We start from the raw sequence: 22560 nt of genomic DNA on the forward strand, positions 1-22560 counted from the left end.
GTGATGCTTCATTAGCATTCAGCATGACAATTAAACCAGGTATGAAGATTACAGACCATATTAAAAATGCAAAGGGTAAAACCTTATTCTCTTTTGAATTATTACCACCTATTAAAGGGCAAAGTATACAATGGATTTATGATGCGATAGAGCCCTTGTTAGAGTTTAATCCGCCTTTTATTGATGTAACTTCGCTGCGCGAGGATTATATTTATAAAGAGCAGGCCAATGGATTGCTTCAAAAGGTATCTTACCGTAAACGTCCGGGTACGATTGCCATTTGTGCAGCCATTATTCATAAATATAAAGTTGATGCCGTTCCGCATCTCATTTGTGGTGGATTTACCAAAGAAGAGACTGAAAATGCATTGATCGACCTACAGTTTTTGGGGATTGATAACGTTTTGGCTTTGCGTGGAGATGCCCGTAAGGCAGATGGTAATTTCGTGCCAACTCCAGGCGGACACTGTTATGCTACAGATTTAATTGAGCATATCAAGAACCATAACGAAGGTAAATTTCTGCACGAAGATGTAGAAACCTTTAAAAGTGATTTCTGTATCGGCGTTGCGGGTTATCCTGAAAAACATTTCGAAGCACCCAATATGAATACTGATTTTAAATACCTGAAAAAGAAGGTTGAAGCAGGAGCAGAGTTTATTGTTACGCAGATGTTCTTCGATAACCAGAAGTATTTCGATTTTGTAAAGAAATGCAGGGAAAACGATATCAATATTCCGATAATACCGGGATTAAAACCAATAAGCACCTTATCACAGCTTAATGTATTGCCTAAGATATTTCACATTGACTTACCTGATGAGTTAACAGATGCGCTATCACATGCTAAAAACAATAACGAGGCAAAAGAAATTGGTACTGAAGCGATGATTAAACAATGTAAGGAACTGATTGATTTTGGTGCCCCGGTATTACACTTTTATACCATGGGCCGTCCTGAACAGACCAAACAAATTGCAAAGGCTATTTTTTAGTAAAAATACCCCGCAGGTTTTTAAAATCTGCGGGGTCTGATCTAAACCATTATTCGAAAAATCTCCCTGCTTTTGTAAACTTGCGCATTACATCTGCTCAATATTTCAAATTCCGACAGAACATTAAGTTTAAATTATTGTTTTTAATGTAATAGCATTTATATTTGTAACGATGAAATCAGGTAGTCTTAAATATATATTGATGGTCTGCATGGCGCTTGCTTTTTTCTTAAAAGTGAGCCATGTGATTTCTTATTTAAGCTATTCTGATCATAATGTTGAGCTTCTATCTACAAATGACGATGCAACTGAAAAGGAAGAAAAGAAAACGGAAAGTGAATTTGCGGTGCAAGAAATTTCATTTAACGGGACTTTGTATTTCCCATTTCATACTTCAAAAAAGGTGATCATACCTGATCATGCTTTCCAACTGGCATACTTTCCAGAGGTTTTAACGCCTCCTCCATCCATTTAATACATCTTTTTAATTTATTACCTGTTTCCAAGAAGCAGAATTAAATTTTCTATTTCAAAAATTACAAAATAATTAATAGATATGAAACGAGCAATTTCATTTGCAGTGCTTTTAATCGCTGCCTCTTTAAAAATCAGTGCACAAGAAGTGGTGCAGAATAATGTTAAACCTGTAGAAAATGCTTTAAGCCAGGTTACCAAATTAGAGCCCGTAAGTTTTAATTACGATAAAGTCTGGGCAGAAAAATTAAAGTTATCTACAAGGCCGCAATATGGTTTTGTGGGTACTGATGCAAAGGCAGCCGTTCCAGATATTATTTCGGTACAATCCAAAGATTACAGTTCAGGAAAAAATGCTTTTAGAAGTGCTACCATCACCAAGGTAGACTATGAGCGTTTAGTTCCGCTTTTGGTAGCCAGCATAAAAGAGCAACAGCAACAGATCGAGGCATTAAGGCATGAGCTAAAAATGCTAAAATCGCAAGGCGCTAAATAATAGCAGGTCCCGATGAAAATCGGGATTTTTTTTGAGCATTAAGTTGGTCCGGATTTGCAATTAGGACTCATTGTACTACAGATTTGTAATCGGGTTTAGGTTTCCATTCCTGGAATTTTTTTTAATCTGGTTAGGGTTGTATTAATGAACGTAAAATCTTGACTATTTATTTTTACAAATGTCATCCTGGATAACGTTTAAATTTGTAGCTTTATATAGCTAACCAATATAAATCTACATTAAAAAACAATTCTTATGAAAAAGCTTATTCAATTATTGCTGTTTTGTACAGTGCTGGCTGTATTGCCTTTGCAAAATACCAAGGCAGAAATTAACGCCAGAAAATTTTTTAGCATTGGCTTAAATTTAAATAACGGAACCAGTGATAACGGGTCTATTTACCTGTACGGACCCACGCCCGTTAGTGCTTATTTTGGCCCGGGTGGAAGTTCATATGGCCCGTTGACTGCTGGTACTTATACGGTTATTATTTATACTTCAGCACCAGGCTCACGCACTTTTAGATTTAATGGACAGGCGATCACCACCAGTTCAGGAAGCGCGACATTTAATAACGTTAGCATTACATCTACAGCTTTCGCTTCTGTTAATTAAATAAATATATTTCCACGAAGAGGTTGTATCATATTTGTGTTTTACCTCTAATTTGTCATGCTGAGCCTGTCGAAATGCCCTTAAAATATTTAAATGGTCCTTCGACAAGCTCAAAATGACGTTCTTTATAAGATTCTCTAATTATAAACTACCCTTTAAGCAAATACGCTTTAAACCCATCAAAATCGACTCCTAATTGGTCTGCATGTTTAGGCCTGCTTTCCAATGTTTTAACCTGTTCCGGGATTTCTATTTTAGCAGCAATATCCGCTGGAAAAATGTCAGGGAATTTACAGGCATGTGCAGTAGATAAGAAAACAGCTGCACTTTTATCTGCAGGGTTTTCGTTTCTATATTTCTCAATGGCCAAGTAAGCAATCGCAGTATGCGGACAGGCAACATAATTTAGTTTATTGTTAAGTTCCTTAATGCCTTCCAATGTTTCTTCATCTGTAAAACGGTAAGAAGTAACTACTTTTTTAACCGCTTCTAGATCCTGGTCAAAAAGATCCATAATGCGGACCCAGTTGCTTGGCGCGCCTACATCCATGGCATTTGAATAGGTTTGGGTGGAAGGCCTGGTTTCATAAATACCGCTTTCTAAAAAGCGTGGCACGGTATCATTAACATTGGTAGCGGCAATAAACTGTTTAACCGGCAATCCCAGTTTGTAAGCCAGTAAGCCTGCGCCAATATTTCCAAAATTTCCACTCGGAACAGAAAACACCACGTCCTTAAACCCTTGCTTTTTGAGTTGGGCATAAGTATTAAAATAGTAAAATGTTTGTGGAATCAACCGGGAGATATTAATCGAATTGGCAGAAGTTAACCTGAATTTTGCGTTCAGTTCCCCATCAGCAAAAGCCTGTTTTACCAAAGCCTGGCAATCATCAAATGTTCCTTTTACCTCAACAGCCCTGATATTTTTACCGTTGGTGGTTAACTGTAATTCCTGTATCGGGCTTACTTTTCCTTCCGGATAAAGGATCGTTACCCTGGTATTAGGCACGCCTAAGAAACCTAAGGCTACTGCACCACCCGTATCGCCCGAAGTTGCAACCAGAACATCCAGCAGTTGTTCGCCGTCTTTTAAGAAATAAGCCATTACACGGCTCATGAAACGGGCACCAAAATCTTTAAATGCTAAAGATGGGCCATGAAAGAGTTCCAAAACAAAGGTTTTATCATCTAATTTAACGGCCGGCGCCTCAAAATTAATGGCGTCATTAATCAATGCCTTTAAATCTTCAGCCGGAATCTCCTCTTTTAATAATGTTGAAGCTACTTTGTAAGCAATCTCAGGTAAAGAGTATTGCTCAATATTTTGAATGAATTCGGTATCAAGCGGTTGAATTTCAACAGGCATGTATAAGCCCTTGTCTTGAGGCATGCTGTTAAAAACGGCTTCTTTGAAAGAAACACGTAAATCTTTATTGTTGGTTGAATATAGTTTCATTGTTTAGAATGGATGAGGTAAGATGGATGATGGAAAATGTGGTTTACATCATCCATCTTCCATTTTACATTACGCTAGGTCCTTCCGCATTAACCGGAGAAACAAAGGCTTTGCTGTTAATATTTATTTTATGTAAATGCTGTTGTTGCGATTTGGTAATTTTTCTGGCTGTTTCCTCGTCTTTGGTTAAGGCGAAAACGGATGGTCCGGAACCTGAAATCCCAAAACCTATTGCACCGTTTTCTGTCGCTAGTTTTCTCATTTCTTCAAAACCAGGGATTAGGATTGAACGGGTTGGTTCTACCAGGACATCTTGCATACTTCTTCCAATCAGGTCGAAATCATTCATAAATAGTCCACTCACTAAACCTGCCACATTTCCCCATTGCTTAACTGCGTCCTTTAAAGCAACTTTACTCCGGATCATTTGGCGGGCATCTTTAGTTGGTACGTCAACTTCCGGGTAAACAATTGCCGCATACATTCCGGCAGGTGTAGGTAATGAAATTACATCCAATGGCTCGTAACTTCTTACCAGTACAAAACCGCCTAACAGGGCTGGCGCAACATTATCGGCATGACCGTAACCACAGGCCAGTTCTTCGCCTTTCATGGCAAAAGGAACCAGCTCCTTAGTCGTTAATAAATCACCCATTAATTTGTTAATGGCAAATAAACCAGCAACGGTACTGGCAGAACTTGAGCCCAGTCCGCTGCCAATAGGCATTTTTTTATGCAGTTCAATTTCTACACCTATATCTAAGCGGTTAATATGCCGTAGGTAATGCTGAACGCTGGCACTTACGGTATTTTTTGCGGCATCTAAAGGCAGGCGGCCGTCATCACCGGTAATTTTTTTGATCACCACACCCGGTGTATCGGTAAATCGCATTTCAACTTCGTCACCAGGTTCGTTAACAGCGAAACCCAGTACATCGAAACCACAAACTACATTTGCAACGGTTGCCGGAGCGAAAACTTTTATACTATTTTTCATGATGAATTGGCTTAGCTATTTATTTAAGGCACCTACATTAATGATATCGGCAAAAACTCCGGCAGCGGTAACTTCAGCTCCTGCACCAGGGCCTTTTACCACTAATGGGCGGGTTTTATAACGATCTGTAGTAAAAGAAATAATATTATCGCTGCCTGATAGCATGTAAAAAGGGTGACTGTCATCCACCATTTGCAGGCTGATTTCTACGTTCCCATCTTCCAGTTTACCGATATAGCGTAAAACCTTTCCCTCACTGGCTGCGGTATTTTTTAAATTTTCGAAGTAAGCCGCATTGGCCTGTAATTCTGCATAAAAGTCTTCAACAGATGCAGCATTTAAACAGGCATCAGGCAAAATGTTATCAATTTTCACATCACTGGCTTCTAACGGATAACCAGCATCGCGGGCAAGGATCAGCATCTTACGCATAAAATCTTTTCCATTCAAGTCGTCGCGGGGATCTGGTTCAGTATAGCCCAGTTCCTGTGCTTCCTTTACCGTTTCGTAAAATCCAGCCTCACCTTTAAAATTATTGAAGATATAAGAAATCGTTCCTGATAAAATGGCTTCAATCCGGGCCACCTTATCACCGCTCATCATCAGTTCGCGTAGTGTACGGATAATTGGCAGACCTGCACCAACATTGGTTTCATAATAAAAATCAACCCCAAATTTACGGGCGGTGTCTTTGAATGATTTATACTGTGCATAATCTGCCGAGTTTCCTTTTTTGTTGCAGGTGACCACCGAAATGCTGCTTTCAAATATGCCCTGGTAAAATTCAATAGGCTGTTCAGCGGCGGTGTTATCTACAAAAACGCAGTTGGGTAAGTTTAGCGCTTTCATTTTGGCAACAAAACCGGCTAAATCTGCCTGTTCGCCATTTGTATTCAATTCTGTTTCCCAATTTTCTAAAGAAAGTCCATCGGCATTGAAAATCATATTGCGTGTATTGCTAATGCCCGTTACCTTCACTTGCAGATCGTTATTGGCGGCGAGGAATGGCATTTGCTCTTTTAACTGGTTAAACATGGTTTTGCCGATATTTCCGGTACCTAAACAGAAAACGTTTAAAGTTCTTTTCAGGTCGGTAAAAAAAGCATCGTGTACTGCATTTACAGCTTTTGATAAATCAGCTGCACTGATGATTACCGAGATGTTGTATTCAGAAGAACCTTGGGCAATTGCCCTTACATTGATACCATTACGGCCTAAAGCGCTGAATAGACGTCCGCTCATTCCCGGGGTGCGTTTCATATTTTCGCCAACAATAGCCAAAACGGCGAGGTTATTTTCAACTTCTGGCAGCTCTAGTTTTTTGGCATCCAGTTCCAGCTCGAATTCTTTTTTGATTAGGGAAATGGCCTGCGAAGCATCTGTTGGTTTAACGGCGAAAGTAATGCTATGTTCTGATGAAGATTGTGTAATCAATACCACGTTGATCTGTTCGCGCGAAAGCAGTGAAAATAAACGTCCGCTAAAGCCGGCTTTACCCACCATGCCACTTCCGGTTAAGTTGATAATGCTGATATGATTGATAGAAGAAATTCCTTTTATAGGTAAATTTGATGTTTTTACATCGCTTTTGATATAGGTTCCTACAAAATCAGGCTCGAAAGTATTTTTGATCACAATCGGAATCCTTTTCATAAAAGCTGGGATCATGGTTGGCGGGTAAATGACTTTCGCCCCAAAATAACTCAGTTCCATGGCTTCGGTATAACTTAGTTCAGGTAAGGAGAAAGCCTTTTTAACCATACGGGGGTCAGCGGTCATCATGCCGTTTACATCCGTCCAGATCTCAATTTCTTCTGCATTTAATGCTGCACCCCAAACCGCTGCGGTATAATCAGAACCGCCACGGCCCAGCGTAGTAACCCGGCCAGCGGCATTGCTGGCTATAAAACCAGTTACAAAAAGTACCTGGTCTTTATTTTCCCGATAAAAATTGTTGATCAGCATCTCGGTCAGTTCAGTATCAACCTTTGCCTGTCCAAAGTTGCTGTCGGTTTTAATCAGCTCAGATCCATTTACATAAAGCGAATCGCCAATGTTTTTCGAGGCAATATGGCTGATCATAAAGGTAGAACAGCGTTCGCCGTAACTCAAAATCTGATCTTTGGTTTGTAAACTTAACTCGCGCAGGTTGGTTACAGCCTGTAGCAGATCCTCTAACTCGTTAAAAAAAATCTTCAAACGCGTAAACACCGGGTTTTGTGCTGCAGCAGGCAAAAGTGCGCGGATTACAGCGAAGTGTTTTGCCTCAATTTCTTTTAAATGTGTGTCGTAATCTTCACCCCGTTCAGCCATTTCGGCCATATCGGTCAGCAGATTGGTTACACCACTCATTGCCGATAATACAACTATCGGCCTGTTCTTCTGTTTTTCTTCGCCAACCAGGCGTAATAGCGTTTTAATGTTCTCGGCCGAACCTACGGATGTGCCGCCGAATTTGAGTACTTTCATTATTTATATTTAGGTTTAACCGTTTGTTGCTGCACCGGAATGTGGTTTAAAATGCTCGTTTGTACAGGTTTCATTCAGTATGGGTTTAAAAAAAAAGCGTCCCGATTTTCATCGGGACGCTCTCTGTGTTTTATGTTTTTTCAATTTACAACAAATTAGCCCCGCTGGTTTATACCGGTGGTAATAATAATCGTTGTAATAATTGAAGTATTAAAATTCATCTTGGTTTGGGGTATCTTTACATCGGTAAAGTAGTAGATAATTTTTTTAAAATACAAATGTTTTTTAAATTTTATTTCGAAATTTCTATTAAAACGTTTAAGTAAATGAAATAGCCGTATTATTCTCCTCCTTTGGAGAGTTTGCTCCGATCTTTTCGAAGGATGCCTGTAGGGCGGGGTTGTTGATCAGTAAATTTTAATTATTAGAAAAGATGTTTCAGTAGTTCTTTGGAAATTGCAGCCCTGCTAACCGCTATAGTCCCTTGGTAGTGCGGTTTGGTTGTTTGTGCGATCTGGATCTGCCGTTTTTATCAGGTTTATTTAATGCGGGTTGGTGCTACTATTTAAGTGGGTTACCTTTCCAGCGCGTCTAATTCCTCTCTTTTGGAGAGCCTGCTCCGATTCTTTTCGGAGGGTGCCTGCAAGGTGGTTAATTTAAAAGCAAATACAATCCATGTAGACAAAAGGAAATCCCACCTAAAATAACTACAGTTATATATTTCCTTTTGAAGAATAATATATAAGCAATTATATTAACCAAAAACAGAATAGAACTAATGTATATAAAAGGCTTGGCTATATTATAAATAAGGCTATTCGGAATGAAATCGCTAACCAACTGCATTTTAACCTGTACAATTGGAACGATGTTCCAAATTAAAAGAAACAATAAAATTGTTAAGGCGATGATGGATAAATTCTTTACGCTATCGTCTTTAATTTTATCTTGATTTAGATGATTATGAATTGGATAATCTTGTAAATTAAGCTCAATTTCGTTTTCATTAACAATAATTAATTTCTTGTCGCATTCCGAATAATTTTCAGGCGTTAGCATCACTTCCTTATCTAAGCAGGCAGAAACATCTTTTAAATAATCCACAAGCCTATTATGGTCTTCGATCGAATTAATTTCTGAAGGGGTAATATCATTTTCAATTTCATCGCCACCAAAAAAATAGCACTTAACAAGGATATCTTTTAAATGTATGGTAACATTGCTCAATAAGTCTGTTTTTCCATTCCAATAATCGAATACCATGCTTTTATCAATCTGGCTTTCAATTTCACCCGAAAGCCCATTGTAAAATTTCACTTTGTAACCAGTATTTATAAGATCTATCCATTTCTCCCAATCTTCCATGCTAGTATCTTTAACATAGATATCCCTTAAAGAGCCATCAATATAATATATCTTTTTTCTAAGTATTTCCCAGGTCATTGTTGATCACATTGCAAGATAAAAGTATAATGTTTAATTCATTTCTGTATGGTGTGTTAATTTTTTAACTCTATTATTAAATATTTATGAGCACTTAAAGTCTTATCTCTTAAAATAATAAGTGCACTAAAACCATTTATTATATTTTACTTAGTGTATATTTTTAATTTTTTTATGTGTTAAAAATAAGACTCAATTTATTTAATATCAGCTAATTAAGTCATAGTGTATTTGCTACAATATGTAAAAAATTACGTTTTAATAGTCGTTTTTGTGCGAGATAAGTTTTTACCTTTGCCTCACTAACTAACTTATTGTTATGAGCAAAAAGAAACTGCAAACGCCAGATTTAAGTTATTTAAATCTAGGCGAGAACATTGCTGTAAAGTACCAATTATCTCCTAAGGAATTAATTGATGAGGCCTTATTAAATAAAGAAGGTATGTTGGCCACTTCAGGGGCACTTGCGGTTGACACCGGAAAGTTTACCGGCCGTTCTCCCAAAGATCGTTTTATTGTCTGCGACGACATCACCGAAGATCAGGTTTGGTGGGGCGATGTAAACATTAAAATCTCTACTGAAAAGTTCGACCAGCTATTTAACAAGCTAACCAATTACCTTGAAGATAAGAAGATTTATGTCCGCGATTCTTCTGCCTGTGCCCATCCTGATTATTCTATATCCATTAGGGTCATTACCGAAACAGCTTATCAGAATCTTTTTGCCCATCATTTGTTTATTCGTCCGGATGAAGATCATTTAGGGGCTATACCAGAGTGGACCATTATTGCTTCACCGGGTTTCCTGGCCGAACCGGCATTAGATGGAACCAGGCAGCAAAACTTTTCCGTCATCAATTTTACCAAAAAAATGATTCTGATCGGCGGAACAGGTTATACCGGCGAAATAAAAAAAGGCATTTTTTCGGTTTTAAATTTTATTCTGCCCGTGTATCATAACACTTTACCGATGCACTGCTCAGCCAATAGGGGTAAAAATGGAGATACCGCTATCTTCTTCGGCTTGTCGGGAACCGGAAAAACGACCTTGTCAGCCGATCCGGAAAGAGCATTAATTGGTGATGATGAACATGGATGGGGGGAAGATTCGGTATTTAATTTCGAAGGCGGTTGTTATGCTAAATGTGTGGATTTAACACAAGAGAAAGAGCCTCAGATTTTTAAAGCAGTTAAATCTGGCGCTCTATTGGAGAATGTTAATTTTTTTCCGGGTACACTGGAGGTGGATTACAGCAATATCAGTAAAACAGAAAATACCCGAGTGGCCTATCCAATAGATTATATCGAAAATGCCATCTTACCTTCAATAGGAGCTGTTCCCAAAAATATCTTTTTCTTAACTGCAGATGCGTTTGGCGTATTACCTCCAATTTCAAAACTGAATGTAGAACAGGCCATGTTCCACTTTATGAGCGGTTATACCGCAAAGGTTGCAGGAACAGAAACCGGGATAACAGCGCCTCAATTAACGTTTTCAGCTTGCTTTGGCAAGGCTTTTCTACCGCTACATCCTTCTAAATATGCCGCATTGTTAGGTGAGAAGATGGAAAAACACCAGGTAAATGTGTGGTTAGTGAATACCGGTTGGAGCGGAGGCGCTTATGGTGTAGGTAAAAGGATGAAATTAAGTTATACCAGGGCAATGATTTCAGCAGCGTTAAACGGAGATTTAGATCATAATAAATATAAGCAGCACCACGTGTTTAAATTAATGATGCCATTAAGTTGCCCCGGCGTACCTGATGAAATTTTAGACCCCTCTAAAATATGGAGCAACCAGGAAGAATACTTTCTGAAAGCTTACGAACTATCTAATGCCTTTACAGAGAATTTCACGCAGTTCGAACTGACAAAAGTGCCAAAAAGCAGACACGAGGCGTTAAAATTATGTTAAATGTGCTTTAAAATGCATTTTTTGAACGAAAAATTTGCAATTGGAGTTTTTTTTAGTTTTTATTGTGAAAGAATTGCCTCGGCTGGGGCAATTTTTTTGTTATACACCCTGGGTGGTTACCGAAACTAAATTCTAAGTAACGATTTAATTGTTTATTGATTTATTAATTTGTAATTTAAAATCAATTTATAAATTTGTTTTTCGCAACAATTTCGGATAAGAAACGTTGAGTGTAGTACAAAAAGAAAAAACAGCTAAAATTAAAAACAAGAACTAAAACTAAAAATTCAAAAAAAATGGCAAACGCACCAAAACCAGCAACTGTTAAAAAAGAGAGCTCTTCTAGTGCTTCAAATGTTTTCGCAACATTAGTTATTCCTATTTGTATCGTTATCGGATTCGTGATTTGGAAATATGTATTGGGAGATCCTTCGAACTTTATTGATAACAACAACGAAAACTTACCATTACCTAACAATTACCCAGGTACAGCTTACAAAGGAGGTCCTATTGTTGCCGTTTTGATCGGTTTATTATTAACAACAATCGTTTTCTCTATCGAGCGTTTAATTGTTATTGGTAAAGCTAGTGGTAAATCAAGCTTAGATACTTTCATCATTAAAGTAAAAGGTTTATTAAATGCAGGTAATATCGAAGCAGCTAAAGCTGAATGTGACAAACAACAAGGTTCAGTTGCTAACGTAATTAAATCTGGTTTGAAAAAATACAGCGAAGTTGAAGCTGATACTAATATGGATGTTGAGCAATCTATCGTTGCTATCCAAAAAGAAGTTGAAGAAGCTACAGCTTTGGAAATGCCAATGTTAGAGCAAAACTTAACCATTATTGCTACTTTGGTATCAATCGGTACTTTGATCGGTTTATTGGGTACAGTAACAGGTATGATCCGTGCCTTCGCCGGTTTAGCTAACTCTGGTGCTCCGGATCAGGCAGCATTAGCGGTAGGTATCTCTGAGGCCTTGATCAACACCATGACAGGTATCTCGGTATCAACTTTAGCGATTATCATGTATAACATCTTAACATCTAAAATCGATAAGTTAACTTACGCAATCGATGAGGCTGGTTTCAGCATCGTTCAAACATACGCTAGTTCGCATAAATAAGAATTTTGAAAAAATTTTTACCGGCTTTATGGAAAACCGGAAAAAAGATCATCATTATTAAAACTAGTAAAAAAAATTATGCCTAGAATTAAAGTAAAAAGGACCAGTACAGTAACAGACATGACCGCAATGTGCGATGTGGCGGCATTGTTACTGACGTTCTTCATTTTAACTGCTACGGCAAGACAACCAGAACCCCTAGCTGTTTCTACACCTTCATCTACATATGAGTTTAAGGTGCCGGTAGAAAACAATGCGATATTGACCATTGGCCAGGGAAAAGTTTTCTTTGAAGTAGCAGGACCAAAAGTGAGAGAAAAAACATTGCAGCTGATGGGCGAACAATACGGTGTGAAATTTACACCAGAAGAAACGGTTAGATTCTCCGGAATCGGAAGTTTCGGTGTTCCTATTCAAAGCTTAAAGCAGTTAATTGCAATGAATGCGGGCGACCGTATGAAGCCAGGTGTTCAGCCAGGTATTCCATCTGATTCGACCGATAATCAATTAAATGCTTGGGTACTGAATGCACGTAAGGCTACAAAAGAGATCAACAATCAGGATATGCGTATCAGTATCAAAGGCGATGCTAAAGAAGAGTATCCAGTTGTGAAAAAGATTATTGATGTACTTCAGAAACAAAGTGTAAACAAATTTTTGTTGGTAACTAATTCTGAAGCTAAAAAGAAGAAATAAGAAATGGCAGAATTAAACACGGGCGGGAAGAAAGCCACGCCAAGGGTTGATATGACCCCAATGGTGGATCTAATGTTTCTTTTGGTAACTTTCTTTATCTTAACAACAGTAATCTCTACGCCACAGGCGATGGATATTGCAAAGCCGGATAAAAACGAAAAGTTACCTGAAAACAGATTAGAGCTGAAAGCAAGTAAAACGATGACCATTTTATTGGGTAAAAACAATAAAGTAGCTTGGTACATGGGAGTAGCTGGCGAAAGTGCACCAACAATCGAATCAGGTTCGCAGATTGAAGATGCTATTGTAAAAAATAGAAAAGCAGCTGATGCTTCAGGTGTTGCAGGCGACTTTGTTGTACTTGTAAAACCGACATCAGGTTCTACCTTTCAGAACTTTGTGGATATGATGGACGAGTTGGAAATTCTTAAAGTAAAGGTTCGTCAGATCGATGATGATAATATCCTTGACAATGAGAAGCAGTTCATGAAAGAAAAGGGAATTTTATAATCAAATAAAACCAATTTTATGTCGAAGTTAGATATATTCAGAAAAGAATGGCTTGAAGTGGTTTTTGAAGATAAAAACAAAAGCTACGGTGCGTACCAATTGCGTAAAACCAATGGTAGTAACACTACAAGAGCCTTAATTATTGGATCTATTATCTTCCTTATTTTATTTTTCTCTCCAAAGATCTACAGCCTGATCAAGGGCTCAATGGATCAGCAGGAAGAACAGGTAAAAGCACAGGAAGTGATTTTAGCTCCACCACCACCTGTAAACCCGGAAACACCTCCACCGCCACCGGTAGAGCCACCGCCACCAAAGGTTGACCAGGTGAAAATGCCACCTCCAATTGTAAAACCCGATATTGAGGTTCGTGATGAACCACCTACAGTTGAAAAATTGAAGGAAGCTGATCCAGGTCAGAGGGATATCAAAGGTGATCCTACAGCAGAGATTAACATTGCTGAACCGGTAGGAGAAGGACCAAAAAGAGAAGCTGCTGTTGCGGTTGATGACAATAAAGTTTACGACTTTGTGAGTATCGAGAAACAGCCAGAATTCCCGGGAGGTATCTCTAAATTTTATGCCTACTTAGGTAAGGCAATAAAATACCCGCCAATGGCACAGGAAAACAACGTTCAGGGTAAAGTATTTTTATCTTTCGTTGTGGAAAAAGATGGTAAATTAACTGATATCACAGTTACCCGTGGTTTGGGTAGCGGAACTGATGAAGAAGCCATCCGTGTATTGAAAGCGAGCCCACGCTGGAACCCAGGTATCCAGAATGGTAAGCCGGTAAGGGTAAAATACAACATCAACGTTAACTTTACATTGAACTAATCGTAAATGTTAAATTTCGATATCTTTAAGCAAAAATCGCCTAAACAGCGGTTTTTGCTCATTTTAGGCCTTATCATGTTCATTTTTTATGTGATACTTGGTGTCGCATTTATATTTTATAAACCTATTGCACTTCGTTTAAGTGCTATTCCGCAATGGGGACGTATTACAATTGGTATTTTCCTCATTATTTATGCTTTTGTAAGACTTTTAAGCCTCGGTAGGCGCGACTAATCATTTAAATGAAAAAAATCCTTTTAATATTTTGTGTACTCGCTTTACTCTTATCCTGCAAGCGTAAAAACAAAGCAGTTGTTGTTAAAGAAACCAGAACAAGTGGTACCTTAAAAATATTGGTTGATGAAAGTGTTGGACCGATTGTTCAGGATCAGATTGATATTTTTAGTTTAGATTATCCGGATGCCAAGTTCCAGACTACAGTTAAACCTGAAGAAAAGCTATTGCCTGCATTCTTGAATGATAGCATAAGGGTAATTGTTTTACCAAGGTTATTAACCAAATCAGAAGAAAAGTATTACAACCAACGCGGTATTAAAATCAATACTTCGCGTTTTGCTGTTGATGGTATTGCTTTAATTACCAATAAAGGCAATATAGACAGCACCATTAACGTTAAAGAGATAATTGACATTTTTCAGGGGAAGAAATCAGACAAAAAGTTGGTCTTTGATAACGCTTATTCAAGTACCTTTCAGTATTTTAAAGAGTTGGCCAATATTAAACAATTTCCTGCTACAGGTGTTTACTCAAAAAATTCTAGCAAAGAAGTAATCAAGCTTATTGCAGAAGATAAAAATTTTATTGGTATTTTAGGCGTGAATTGGATCACGGGCAAAGATGCAGAAATGAGCGAATATCTTTCTCAGATAAAGGCATTGGGGGTAAAGAATGTAAAGGGTAAAGTGGGAGATGATCAGTTCTATAAACCAACTCAGGATAACTTAATTAATGGTGTCTATCCTTTCTTGAGAAACATAAATATTATAGATTGCGAAGGAAGAGATGGTTTAGGCACAGGATTTGCAACATGGTTAAGAAGTCAGAGGGGACAATTGATTGTACTTAAATCTGGACTTGGCCCACATAAATTAATGCCAAGACAAATTAACCTGACTAAAGGAAATTAAATTAAAAATTATAAATTGAACCACGAAGTAATCCAAAAGTGACACTTCATTTGTATTAAACAAAAAGAATAGAATATCAGATGGAACCTGTATGATAGAACAAGTTTCATGACCATTAAAAAACAATAAAGAACTATGAAAATTTTAAAGAAAGCAATAACCTTAAATGTAGGTTTGGTGTTGATGGGTTCTGCAGTTTTTGCTCAAAATTTAAATGACGCGAAAAAAGCCATCGACGCGGAGCAATATCAAAAAGCATCATCAATGCTTAAATCGCTGGTGAGCTCAAAAGCTTCAGATGGTGAAAATTATTACAATCTTGGTTTGGTTTATTTAAAAACCGGTTATATAGATTCAGCTAGAGCTGTATTTAATAAAGGTATTACCGCTGATCCTAAAAATAATTTAAACTTAATTGGTTTGGGCGAAGCGGATCTGTTATCTAATGATCCAACATCAGCAAAAACTAATTTTGATAAAGCTGTAGCATTGGCTCCTAAAGATTACAAAACTTATTTGTATATCGGTAAAGCTTATTTAGCACAGGATAAACCAAGTGATGATGTATCAAAACCTGACTTTACCAACGCTTTAGCCAACATCACTAAAGCTGATGAGTTGGATGCTAAAGATAAGGATGCAGAAGTTTTCCTGGCACAAGGTGATGCTTATGCTTTACAAAAGAAAAATTCTGAAGCATTAGGCCCATATATGCGTGTAAACGATGTTGATCCGAACAATAGAAGAGCAAAAACGCAGATCGGTAAAATGTATAAGGAATCGAGGGCTTTTCCTGAAGGAGAAAAAGAGTTACAGGATGTAATTGCAGCAGATGCTAATTATGGTCCGGCTTACCGTGAATTAGGTGAATTATACTTGCAATGGAGTAGCTTTGGTGTTGATAAAGAAAAAGCTGCAAAAGCAATTGAGAATTATAAAAAATACATGGATTTAACTGATAAATCTTTAGAGTCTCAATTACGTTATGCTCAATTCTTGTTTTATGCAAAAGATTATAAAACATTAGAGCAAGTGGCTTCTTCGTTACAGGTTCCCGCAAATGATCCTAAGGGCAATGTTGTTGCGAGGATGAAAGGTTGGGCCGCTTATGAAAACGGCAATTATCCTCAGGCATTAACCAGCTTAACTGAATTTTTTGCAAAAGAGAAAGACAAATCTAAAATTTTAGGTAACGATTATCTTTATTTGGGTAAAGCTCAATTAAAAGCTGGCCAGGATAGTTTAGGTGTAAATAATATTATCGAAGCAGCAAAAATCGATTCGACCAACGCTGATGCATTAGCAGAGGCTGGTTTAGCTTTGTATAAAGCGAAGAAATACGGTAAGGCAGCTGAAATTTATACTTTAGCAACTAAGTACAATCCAAATGGTAAAGGTTCATTAACCAATTACTATTATATAGGTCAAACCAGGTTCTTAGAAGGATATTTTGCGCAAAAAGATAAAAAGCCTTTAAATACCGCTGCATTAGTTGAAGCCGATTCAGCATTGAGTCACTTAAATAAAGTTTCTCCTGAATTTGCATTAGGTTATTTTACAAGAGCAAGGATTGCTAATCTTTTAGATGATAAAGCAAATCCAAAATATGCTTCTATTCCACTCTTTGAAAAATATATCAGCTTGGTTAAACCAGAAGAACAAGCTACAAATAAAACAAACCTTGTAGAAGCTTATGATTATCTTGGTGCATATTATGCTGATAAAGATAAAGCAAAAGCTATCGACTTTCTAAACAAAAGTATAGCGTTAGATCCTCAGGGTCCTTTTGCTGCCGCCAAACTTAAAGAATTGCAGTCGCCGGCAGGTGCTTCAAAAGCAAAAGGTAAAGGAAAATAATTTTAAAGTTAAATAATTTAGAAAAGGCAGAGTTTGGTTACTCTGCCTTTTTCTTTTACTTTTGCATCACAAAATAAAGATTATGCAAGCGCAAAGTTCAGCTATAGATTTTTTACCAATTATATTCCAGGTAATTGTTGCTTTAGGTTTTGTGGTAACAACATTGGTTGCTACCCACTTTTTAGGCCCAAAACGCAAAACGAGTGATAAGTTAGAAACTTTTGAAGCAGGTATAAAATCTGTGGGTAATGCCCGTCAGCCTTTTTCTATCAAATATTTTGTAGTAGCCATCTTATTTGTACTGTTTGATGTAGAGGTTATTTTTATGTATCCCTGGGCGGTTAATTTCCGTGCATTACGGATGGATGGAATGATTGAAATGTTCATCTTCATGGGTACATTGTTGCTTGGTTTCATTTACGTCATCAAGAAAAAAGTTTTAGACTGGAACTAATTCAGTTCACAGTTTTTAGTTCACAATTGGCTGTTAATAGGACTCGGTTATAGACATTAAACTGCAAATGGCCAACTGAAAACTGAATGTGTATCACATACACTAACTAATGGCATCTTTTTTATTTAGAAAGGTTCTAAATCAAGTAAAGCTCGCTCGTTTGCCTTTAAAATATTGTAAATTTGTTGCTCATTCTGCAAAGGGATGAGCATTTTTTGTTTATAACATGAGTGAAATTAATATAGTTGATGCGCCTCCAGGAATAGAAGGATCTGGCTTTTTTGCCACTTCTCTTGATAAAGTGATTGGTTTGGCCCGCTCAAATTCATTATGGCCTTTACCTTTCGCAACTTCATGTTGTGGGATCGAGTTTATGGCAACCATGGGTTCTCACTACGATTTAGGTCGTTTTGGTGCAGAGCGTTTAAGCTTTTCTCCCCGCCAGGCAGACGTTTTGATGGTTATGGGTACCATTGCAAAAAAAATGGCCCCGGTATTAAAGCAGGTTTATATCCAGATGGCAGAGCCACGCTGGGTAATGGCAGTTGGTGCCTGCGCAAGTAGTGGCGGTATTTTCGATACTTATTCCGTGTTGCAAGGCATTGATGAGGTAATTCCCGTAGATGTTTATGTTCCGGGATGCCCGCCAAGGCCAGAAGCTATTTTAGATGGTTTCCAACGTATTCAGGATTTAGTGAAGAACGAATCGGGCAGAAGAAGAAATTCTGATTATTACAAAGAACTTTTAGGCCAGTATGGCATTAAATAATGGAAGGAACGACACTAAATAACGACATACACGTTAAACTGACTGAAAAGTTTGGCGAAAAAGTTACTGCTGTTTCTGAACCTTATGGTTTATTAACTTTTGTAACTTATAAAGATGTTATCGTAAATGTGCTTTCACATCTTAAAGAAGAATTAAAATTTAATTTTCTAACAGATATTACAGCAGTTCATTATCCGGGTAAAGATCATGGTATAGCAGTGGTTTACCACTTGCACAACATGGTTGAAAAAGTAAGGATCAGGATTAAAGTATTCATTTCAGAACAAAACCCAACTATCCCTACGGCCACAACGGTATGGAAAGGTGCAAATTGGATGGAGCGTGAAACTTACGATCTGTTCGGGGTTAAATTTGAAGGCCACCCTGATTTACGCCGTATTTTAAATATGGATGATTTAGGTGTTCACCCGATGCTGAAACAATATTCCTTAGAAGATCCGAATAGGGTAGATAAAAAAGATGAATTTTTTGGAAGGTAAACTATGAATCATAACCATCCGGTATTTACAGATAACGACCCGCAAAGTGAGCTGGTAACCCTAAATTTAGGTCCAACACACCCTGCAACCCACGGCGTTTTTCAAAACGTTCTGCAATTAGATGGCGAACGTATTGTGAGCGGCGTTTCTACTATTGGGTATATACACCGTGCTTTCGAAAAGATTGCCGAGCATCGCCCATTTTATCAGATTACACCACTTACCGACCGTTTAAACTACTGTTCTTCGCCTATCAATAACATGGGCTGGCACATGACGGTGGAAAAGCTGTTGAATATTCAGATGCCGAAACGTGTAGATTATCTCCGGGTAATTATTATGGAGCTTTCGCGTATTGCCGATCACATTATTTGTAATACCATTATTGGTCAGGATACAGGAGCTACCACTACTTTCCTATATCTTTTTCAGTTTCGTGAGCATATTTACGAAATCTTTGAAGAAGTATGTGGTGCACGTTTGACCACGAATATAGGGCGCATTGGTGGTTTTGAAAGAGATTTCAATGATATTGCCTTTGCCAAAATCGATAAGTTTTTAAAAGAATTCCCTAAAGCATTAAAAGAGTTTGAAAATCTGTTAACGCGTAACCGTATTTTTATTGACAGGACGGCTGGCGTTGCAGAGGTAACTAAAGAAACTGCTTTAGAATACAGCTGGACTGGCCCACTGTTACGGGCTACCGGAGTAGATTATGATGTGCGCATAAGCGATCCGTATTCCTCGTATCAGGATTTCGACTTTGAAGTACCGGTGGGTACAAGTGGCGATATTTATGACAGGTATTTGGTGCGGAATGAAGAGATGTGGCAAAGTGTCCGCATTATCGAACAGGCAGTTGTGAAGTTAAAAACAGAGCCGAAAGGTATTTTTCATGCCGATGTTCCTGAATTTTACCTTCCTCCAAAGCAGGAAGTTTACAATAATATGGAAGCATTAATCTATCACTTCAAAATTGTAATGGGTGAAATTGATGCACCAAAAGCAGAAGTTTATCACGCTGTAGAAGGTGGAAACGGCGAATTGGGATTTTATCTGATTAACGATGGAGGACGTACTCCATACCGTTTACACTTTCGCAGACCAAGTTTTATAAACTACCAGATGTTTGCACCGATGAGCGAAGGCATGTTGTTGTCTGACGCTATCATCAACATGAGTAGTATGAATATTATTGCAGGAGAATTAGATGCTTAAAGTAGAAGAACAAACACCTGTAGTGTTTTCATCAGAATTGCTGGCCAAATTTGATGAAGTAAAAAGCCGTTATCCGGAAGGAAAACAAAAGTCAGCTTTATTGCCATTATTACATTTGGTACAGGCTGAATTTCTTTGGGTGCCTACTTCAGCTATGGATCAAGTTGCTGAATATTTAAATATCCAGCCAATTGAAGTTTACGAGGTAGCTACATTTTATACCATGTACTTTTTAAAACCACAAGGTAAATATGCCCTGGAGGTTTGCCGTACTGGCCCATGTTGCCTGGTTGGTGCTGAAAAAATATTAAGTCACCTGGAAAATAAATTGGGTGTTAAAGAAGGTGAAGTTACTGCCGATGGTTTATTCAGCTTTAGAGGGGTTGAATGTTTAGCCGCCTGTGGTTATGGCCCGGTGCTACAAATTAGCCCGGAATATACTTTCTACGAAAACTTAACTACTGAAAGTGTAGATAAATTGATTGAAGATTTGAAAAATAAGTCCTAAGTCGAGTGTCTTAAGTCATGAGTCGCTTTGATTCAGGACTATGGACTATAGACTACAGACTATAGACTAATTAAAATGTCTCGAAAACTGTTACTTGAGCATATAAACGTACCGGGCATCAATACACTTGAGGTCTATCGCCAGAAAGGTGGGTACCGTGCTGTCGAAAAAGCCCTTAAAACCTTAACACCAGAAGAAATTGTGGAAGAGGTTAAAAAATCAGGCTTACGCGGTCGCGGAGGTGCAGGTTTCCCAACCGGGATGAAGTGGAGCTTTTTGGCTAAACCAGAAGGTGTTGCACGTTATTTGGTGTGTAATGCTGATGAATCAGAGCCAGGAACTTTTAAAGACCGTTATTTGATGACCTATATTCCCCATGCTTTAATTGAGGGAATGATTGTTTCCAGTTTCGCCTTAGGCGCAAAGGTTTCTTATATCTATGTACGTGGGGAGATGATGCCTCAAATCCGCATTTTGGAAAAAGCAATTGCTGAAGCTAAAGCTGCCGGATGGTTGGGTAAAAACATTCTAGGAACAGGTTATGATTTAGAATTGTATGTTCAACCCGGCGGTGGTGCCTACATTTGTGGTGAAGAAACTGCTTTGTTAGAATCACTGGAAGGCAAAAGAGGTAATCCACGTATTAAACCGCCGTTTCCGGCCATTGCGGGTTTATATGGTTGCCCTACTGTAGTAAACAATGTTGAATCTATTGCTGCAGTAGTGCCGATTATTAATGATGGAGGCGATGAGTATGCCAAAATCGGTATTGGTAGAAGTACGGGTACAAAATTAATATCAGCATCTGGTAATTTAGTTAAACCGGGTGTTTATGAAATAGAATTGGGTTTACCTGTAGAAGAATTTATCTACTCGGATGAATATTGTGGCGGTATTGCCAATGGCAAACGCTTAAAAGCAACAGTTGCCGGTGGTTCATCCGTGCCTGTTTTACCGGCTAACCTCACTTTAAAATTGGCCAACGGCGAACCTCGTTTAATGAGTTATGAATCCTTATCAGAAGGTGGATTTGCAACTGGAACCATGTTAGGGTCGGGTGGTTTTATCGCTTTTGATGAAGATCAGTGTATCGTACGTAATACCTGGAATTTCTCTCGCTTTTATCACCACGAAAGCTGTGGACAATGTTCTCCTTGTCGTGAAGGTACAGGATGGATGGAAAAAGTATTGCACAAAATCGAACACGGACATGGAACCATGGAGGATGTTGATTTATTGTGGGATATCCAACGTAAAATTGAAGGAAATACGATTTGTCCGTTGGGTGATGCTGCTGCCTGGCCGGTTGCCAGTGCAATACGTCACTTCAGGGATGAATTTGAATGGCATATTAAAGAGCCGGTAAAGAGCCAGAGCCAAAATTATGGTATTGCTAATTATGCAAACCCAATTGAAAAAGCTCCGGTAACGGAAGAAAAATAAGTAATATTTTACTTAGGAGCTGGTCGCAATTTGCGACCGCCTTTGAAATATATAACTATGGCTAAAGATAAATTGTCGGTAAAAATACCAGCTGAGATTATCCTCAATAAAATTATTGAAATGAGAGATAAAAAAGTAATGGTTGATACTGATTTGGCCGAGCTTTATGGGGTAACTACTAAAAGATTAAATGAGCAGGTAAAACGAAATATAAAACGCTTTCCAGAAGATTTTATGTTTCAGATTACAAAGGATGAAAAAGATAGTTTGATTTCGCAATTCGAGCACCTAAATAAATTGAAATTCTCATCAGCTCTACCTTATGCTTTTACAGAACATGGGGCGGTAATGCTGGCAAGTGTATTAAATAGCGATAAAGCCATTGAGGTAAATATCCAAATTGTTAGAGTATTTACAGAAATTAGAGAATTATTGGCTTCGAACCTGAACTTAAGATTAGAAGTAGAAAAGATAAAAAAGAAAGTAGATAACCAGGATAAAAACATTGAAGTCATCTTCAGGTATTTTGATGAGCTACTGGAGCAGCAACAACAACCAAGAAAAGAAATTGGTTATAAAATCCCGGAAGGGAAATAATATAATTGAATGGGTTAGTGGAGACACAAACCAATG

22 protein-coding genes are annotated in these 22560 nt (G+C 38.1%); 18 read left to right on the forward strand and 4 right to left on the reverse strand.

Annotated features, from left to right (window positions below):
- Positions 1-41 precede the first annotated feature (41 nt).
- From metF to ABEG20_RS20450, 4 genes are all read left to right on the forward strand, one after another.
- Positions 42-995 (forward strand): methylenetetrahydrofolate reductase [NAD(P)H], encoded by a 954-nt coding sequence (gene metF, locus ABEG20_RS20435; RefSeq protein ID WP_145857489.1) that lies wholly within the window; start codon positions 42-44, stop codon positions 993-995.
- Positions 996-1167: 172 nt separating this feature from the next.
- Entirely contained in the window at positions 1168-1470 is a 303-nt protein-coding gene (locus tag ABEG20_RS20440; RefSeq protein ID WP_406825069.1) for a hypothetical protein, read from the forward strand.
- A gap of 81 nt (positions 1471-1551) precedes the next feature.
- Positions 1552-1965 carry a tail fiber domain-containing protein gene (locus ABEG20_RS20445; protein ID WP_406825070.1) on the forward strand — a complete coding sequence of 138 codons (414 nt, stop codon included), beginning with the start codon at positions 1552-1554 and terminating at the stop codon, positions 1963-1965.
- A gap of 255 nt (positions 1966-2220) precedes the next feature.
- Positions 2221-2580: a hypothetical protein gene (locus ABEG20_RS20450; protein ID WP_406825071.1), complete on the forward strand. Its 360-nt coding sequence runs from the start codon at positions 2221-2223 to the stop codon at positions 2578-2580.
- Positions 2581-2728: 148 nt separating this feature from the next.
- Here ABEG20_RS20450 and thrC read toward each other — a convergent pair whose 3' ends face one another.
- From thrC to ABEG20_RS20470, 4 genes are all read right to left on the reverse strand, one after another.
- Positions 2729-4036 carry a threonine synthase gene (thrC, locus tag ABEG20_RS20455; protein WP_406825072.1) on the reverse strand — a complete coding sequence of 436 codons (1308 nt, stop codon included), beginning with the start codon at positions 4034-4036 and terminating at the stop codon, positions 2729-2731.
- Between the two features lie 64 nt (positions 4037-4100).
- Positions 4101-5033: a homoserine kinase gene (locus ABEG20_RS20460; RefSeq protein WP_406825073.1), complete on the reverse strand. Its 933-nt coding sequence runs from the start codon at positions 5031-5033 to the stop codon at positions 4101-4103.
- 15 nt (positions 5034-5048) lie between these two features.
- Positions 5049-7502, reverse strand: a complete 2454-nt coding sequence (thrA, locus tag ABEG20_RS20465) for a bifunctional aspartate kinase/homoserine dehydrogenase I (RefSeq protein WP_406825074.1) — start codon at positions 7500-7502, stop codon at positions 5049-5051.
- A gap of 651 nt (positions 7503-8153) precedes the next feature.
- Positions 8154-8945 carry a hypothetical protein gene (locus ABEG20_RS20470; protein WP_406825075.1) on the reverse strand — a complete coding sequence of 264 codons (792 nt, stop codon included), beginning with the start codon at positions 8943-8945 and terminating at the stop codon, positions 8154-8156.
- Positions 8946-9264: 319 nt separating this feature from the next.
- Between ABEG20_RS20470 and pckA the strand changes: the two genes are divergently transcribed.
- The 14 genes from pckA to ABEG20_RS20540 all read left to right on the forward strand — a co-directional run bounded on the left by pckA (position 9265) and on the right by ABEG20_RS20540 (position 22524).
- Complete coding sequence (gene pckA, locus ABEG20_RS20475) at positions 9265-10860, forward strand: phosphoenolpyruvate carboxykinase (ATP) (protein WP_406825076.1); 1596 nt, start codon at positions 9265-9267, stop codon at positions 10858-10860.
- A gap of 296 nt (positions 10861-11156) precedes the next feature.
- On the forward strand, positions 11157-11987 hold the full coding sequence (locus tag ABEG20_RS20480) for a MotA/TolQ/ExbB proton channel family protein (RefSeq protein WP_406825077.1): 831 nt from the start codon (positions 11157-11159) through the stop codon (positions 11985-11987).
- Positions 11988-12065: 78 nt separating this feature from the next.
- A complete protein-coding gene (locus tag ABEG20_RS20485) occupies positions 12066-12683 on the forward strand; it encodes a biopolymer transporter ExbD (protein ID WP_293742858.1) in 618 nt (205 codons plus the stop codon).
- A gap of 3 nt (positions 12684-12686) precedes the next feature.
- The gene (locus ABEG20_RS20490; protein ID WP_406825078.1) at positions 12687-13193 is read left to right on the forward strand and encodes an ExbD/TolR family protein; all 507 of its coding nucleotides are present in this window, start codon (positions 12687-12689) and stop codon (positions 13191-13193) included.
- A gap of 18 nt (positions 13194-13211) precedes the next feature.
- Complete coding sequence (locus ABEG20_RS20495) at positions 13212-14030, forward strand: energy transducer TonB (protein WP_406825079.1); 819 nt, start codon at positions 13212-13214, stop codon at positions 14028-14030.
- A 242-nt stretch (positions 14031-14272) separates the two neighbouring features.
- The gene (locus ABEG20_RS20500) at positions 14273-15178 is read left to right on the forward strand and encodes a PstS family phosphate ABC transporter substrate-binding protein (protein WP_406825080.1); all 906 of its coding nucleotides are present in this window, start codon (positions 14273-14275) and stop codon (positions 15176-15178) included.
- Between the two features lie 135 nt (positions 15179-15313).
- Complete coding sequence (locus ABEG20_RS20505) at positions 15314-17035, forward strand: tetratricopeptide repeat protein (RefSeq protein ID WP_406825081.1); 1722 nt, start codon at positions 15314-15316, stop codon at positions 17033-17035.
- Positions 17036-17117: 82 nt separating this feature from the next.
- Positions 17118-17489 carry an NADH-quinone oxidoreductase subunit A gene (locus tag ABEG20_RS20510; RefSeq protein WP_138819655.1) on the forward strand — a complete coding sequence of 124 codons (372 nt, stop codon included), beginning with the start codon at positions 17118-17120 and terminating at the stop codon, positions 17487-17489.
- 226 nt (positions 17490-17715) lie between these two features.
- Entirely contained in the window at positions 17716-18258 is a 543-nt protein-coding gene (locus ABEG20_RS20515; RefSeq protein WP_108197409.1) for an NADH-quinone oxidoreductase subunit B, read from the forward strand.
- A complete protein-coding gene (locus tag ABEG20_RS20520; RefSeq protein WP_406825082.1) occupies positions 18258-18758 on the forward strand; it encodes an NADH-quinone oxidoreductase subunit C in 501 nt (166 codons plus the stop codon). The genes ABEG20_RS20515 and ABEG20_RS20520 overlap by 1 nt, the downstream gene beginning before the upstream one ends.
- Before the next feature lie 3 nt (positions 18759-18761).
- Positions 18762-19976: an NADH-quinone oxidoreductase subunit D gene (locus tag ABEG20_RS20525; protein WP_406825083.1), complete on the forward strand. Its 1215-nt coding sequence runs from the start codon at positions 18762-18764 to the stop codon at positions 19974-19976.
- Positions 19969-20484, forward strand: coding sequence for an NAD(P)H-dependent oxidoreductase subunit E (nuoE, locus tag ABEG20_RS20530; RefSeq protein WP_293787518.1), 516 nt, complete (start codon positions 19969-19971; stop codon positions 20482-20484). Before ABEG20_RS20525 ends, nuoE begins: the two co-directional genes overlap by 8 nt.
- A gap of 75 nt (positions 20485-20559) precedes the next feature.
- On the forward strand, positions 20560-21927 hold the full coding sequence (nuoF, locus tag ABEG20_RS20535; protein ID WP_406825084.1) for an NADH-quinone oxidoreductase subunit NuoF: 1368 nt from the start codon (positions 20560-20562) through the stop codon (positions 21925-21927).
- A 57-nt stretch (positions 21928-21984) separates the two neighbouring features.
- The gene (locus tag ABEG20_RS20540) at positions 21985-22524 is read left to right on the forward strand and encodes an ORF6N domain-containing protein (protein ID WP_406825085.1); all 540 of its coding nucleotides are present in this window, start codon (positions 21985-21987) and stop codon (positions 22522-22524) included.
- The last annotated feature ends 36 nt before the right edge of the window (positions 22525-22560 follow it).

Origin of the sequence: Pedobacter sp. KACC 23697, from assembly GCF_045348445.1 — a bacterium.
In the GTDB taxonomy this organism is placed as follows: domain Bacteria; phylum Bacteroidota; class Bacteroidia; order Sphingobacteriales; family Sphingobacteriaceae; genus Pedobacter.

Excerpts from the sequence above, each read along its gene's own strand:
- metF (WP_145857489.1), top strand. The coding sequence starts at position 42 with ATGAAGATTACAGACCATATTAAAAATGCAAAGGGTAAAACCTTATTC.
- ABEG20_RS20440 (WP_406825069.1), top strand. The coding sequence starts at position 1,168 with ATGAAATCAGGTAGTCTTAAATATATATTGATGGTCTGCATGGCGCTT.
- ABEG20_RS20445 (WP_406825070.1), top strand. The coding sequence starts at position 1,552 with ATGAAACGAGCAATTTCATTTGCAGTGCTTTTAATCGCTGCCTCTTTA.
- ABEG20_RS20450 (WP_406825071.1), top strand. The coding sequence starts at position 2,221 with ATGAAAAAGCTTATTCAATTATTGCTGTTTTGTACAGTGCTGGCTGTA.
- thrC (WP_406825072.1), bottom strand. The coding sequence starts at position 4,036 with ATGAAACTATATTCAACCAACAATAAAGATTTACGTGTTTCTTTCAAA.
- ABEG20_RS20460 (WP_406825073.1), bottom strand. The coding sequence starts at position 5,033 with ATGAAAAATAGTATAAAAGTTTTCGCTCCGGCAACCGTTGCAAATGTA.
- thrA (WP_406825074.1), bottom strand. The coding sequence starts at position 7,502 with ATGAAAGTACTCAAATTCGGCGGCACATCCGTAGGTTCGGCCGAGAAC.
- ABEG20_RS20470 (WP_406825075.1), bottom strand. The coding sequence starts at position 8,945 with ATGACCTGGGAAATACTTAGAAAAAAGATATATTATATTGATGGCTCT.
- pckA (WP_406825076.1), top strand. The coding sequence starts at position 9,265 with ATGAGCAAAAAGAAACTGCAAACGCCAGATTTAAGTTATTTAAATCTA.
- ABEG20_RS20480 (WP_406825077.1), top strand. The coding sequence starts at position 11,157 with ATGGCAAACGCACCAAAACCAGCAACTGTTAAAAAAGAGAGCTCTTCT.
- ABEG20_RS20485 (WP_293742858.1), top strand. The coding sequence starts at position 12,066 with ATGCCTAGAATTAAAGTAAAAAGGACCAGTACAGTAACAGACATGACC.
- ABEG20_RS20490 (WP_406825078.1), top strand. The coding sequence starts at position 12,687 with ATGGCAGAATTAAACACGGGCGGGAAGAAAGCCACGCCAAGGGTTGAT.
- ABEG20_RS20495 (WP_406825079.1), top strand. The coding sequence starts at position 13,212 with ATGTCGAAGTTAGATATATTCAGAAAAGAATGGCTTGAAGTGGTTTTT.
- ABEG20_RS20500 (WP_406825080.1), top strand. The coding sequence starts at position 14,273 with ATGAAAAAAATCCTTTTAATATTTTGTGTACTCGCTTTACTCTTATCC.
- ABEG20_RS20505 (WP_406825081.1), top strand. The coding sequence starts at position 15,314 with ATGAAAATTTTAAAGAAAGCAATAACCTTAAATGTAGGTTTGGTGTTG.
- ABEG20_RS20510 (WP_138819655.1), top strand. The coding sequence starts at position 17,118 with ATGCAAGCGCAAAGTTCAGCTATAGATTTTTTACCAATTATATTCCAG.
- ABEG20_RS20515 (WP_108197409.1), top strand. The coding sequence starts at position 17,716 with ATGAGTGAAATTAATATAGTTGATGCGCCTCCAGGAATAGAAGGATCT.
- ABEG20_RS20520 (WP_406825082.1), top strand. The coding sequence starts at position 18,258 with ATGGAAGGAACGACACTAAATAACGACATACACGTTAAACTGACTGAA.
- ABEG20_RS20525 (WP_406825083.1), top strand. The coding sequence starts at position 18,762 with ATGAATCATAACCATCCGGTATTTACAGATAACGACCCGCAAAGTGAG.
- nuoE (WP_293787518.1), top strand. The coding sequence starts at position 19,969 with ATGCTTAAAGTAGAAGAACAAACACCTGTAGTGTTTTCATCAGAATTG.
- nuoF (WP_406825084.1), top strand. The coding sequence starts at position 20,560 with ATGTCTCGAAAACTGTTACTTGAGCATATAAACGTACCGGGCATCAAT.
- ABEG20_RS20540 (WP_406825085.1), top strand. The coding sequence starts at position 21,985 with ATGGCTAAAGATAAATTGTCGGTAAAAATACCAGCTGAGATTATCCTC.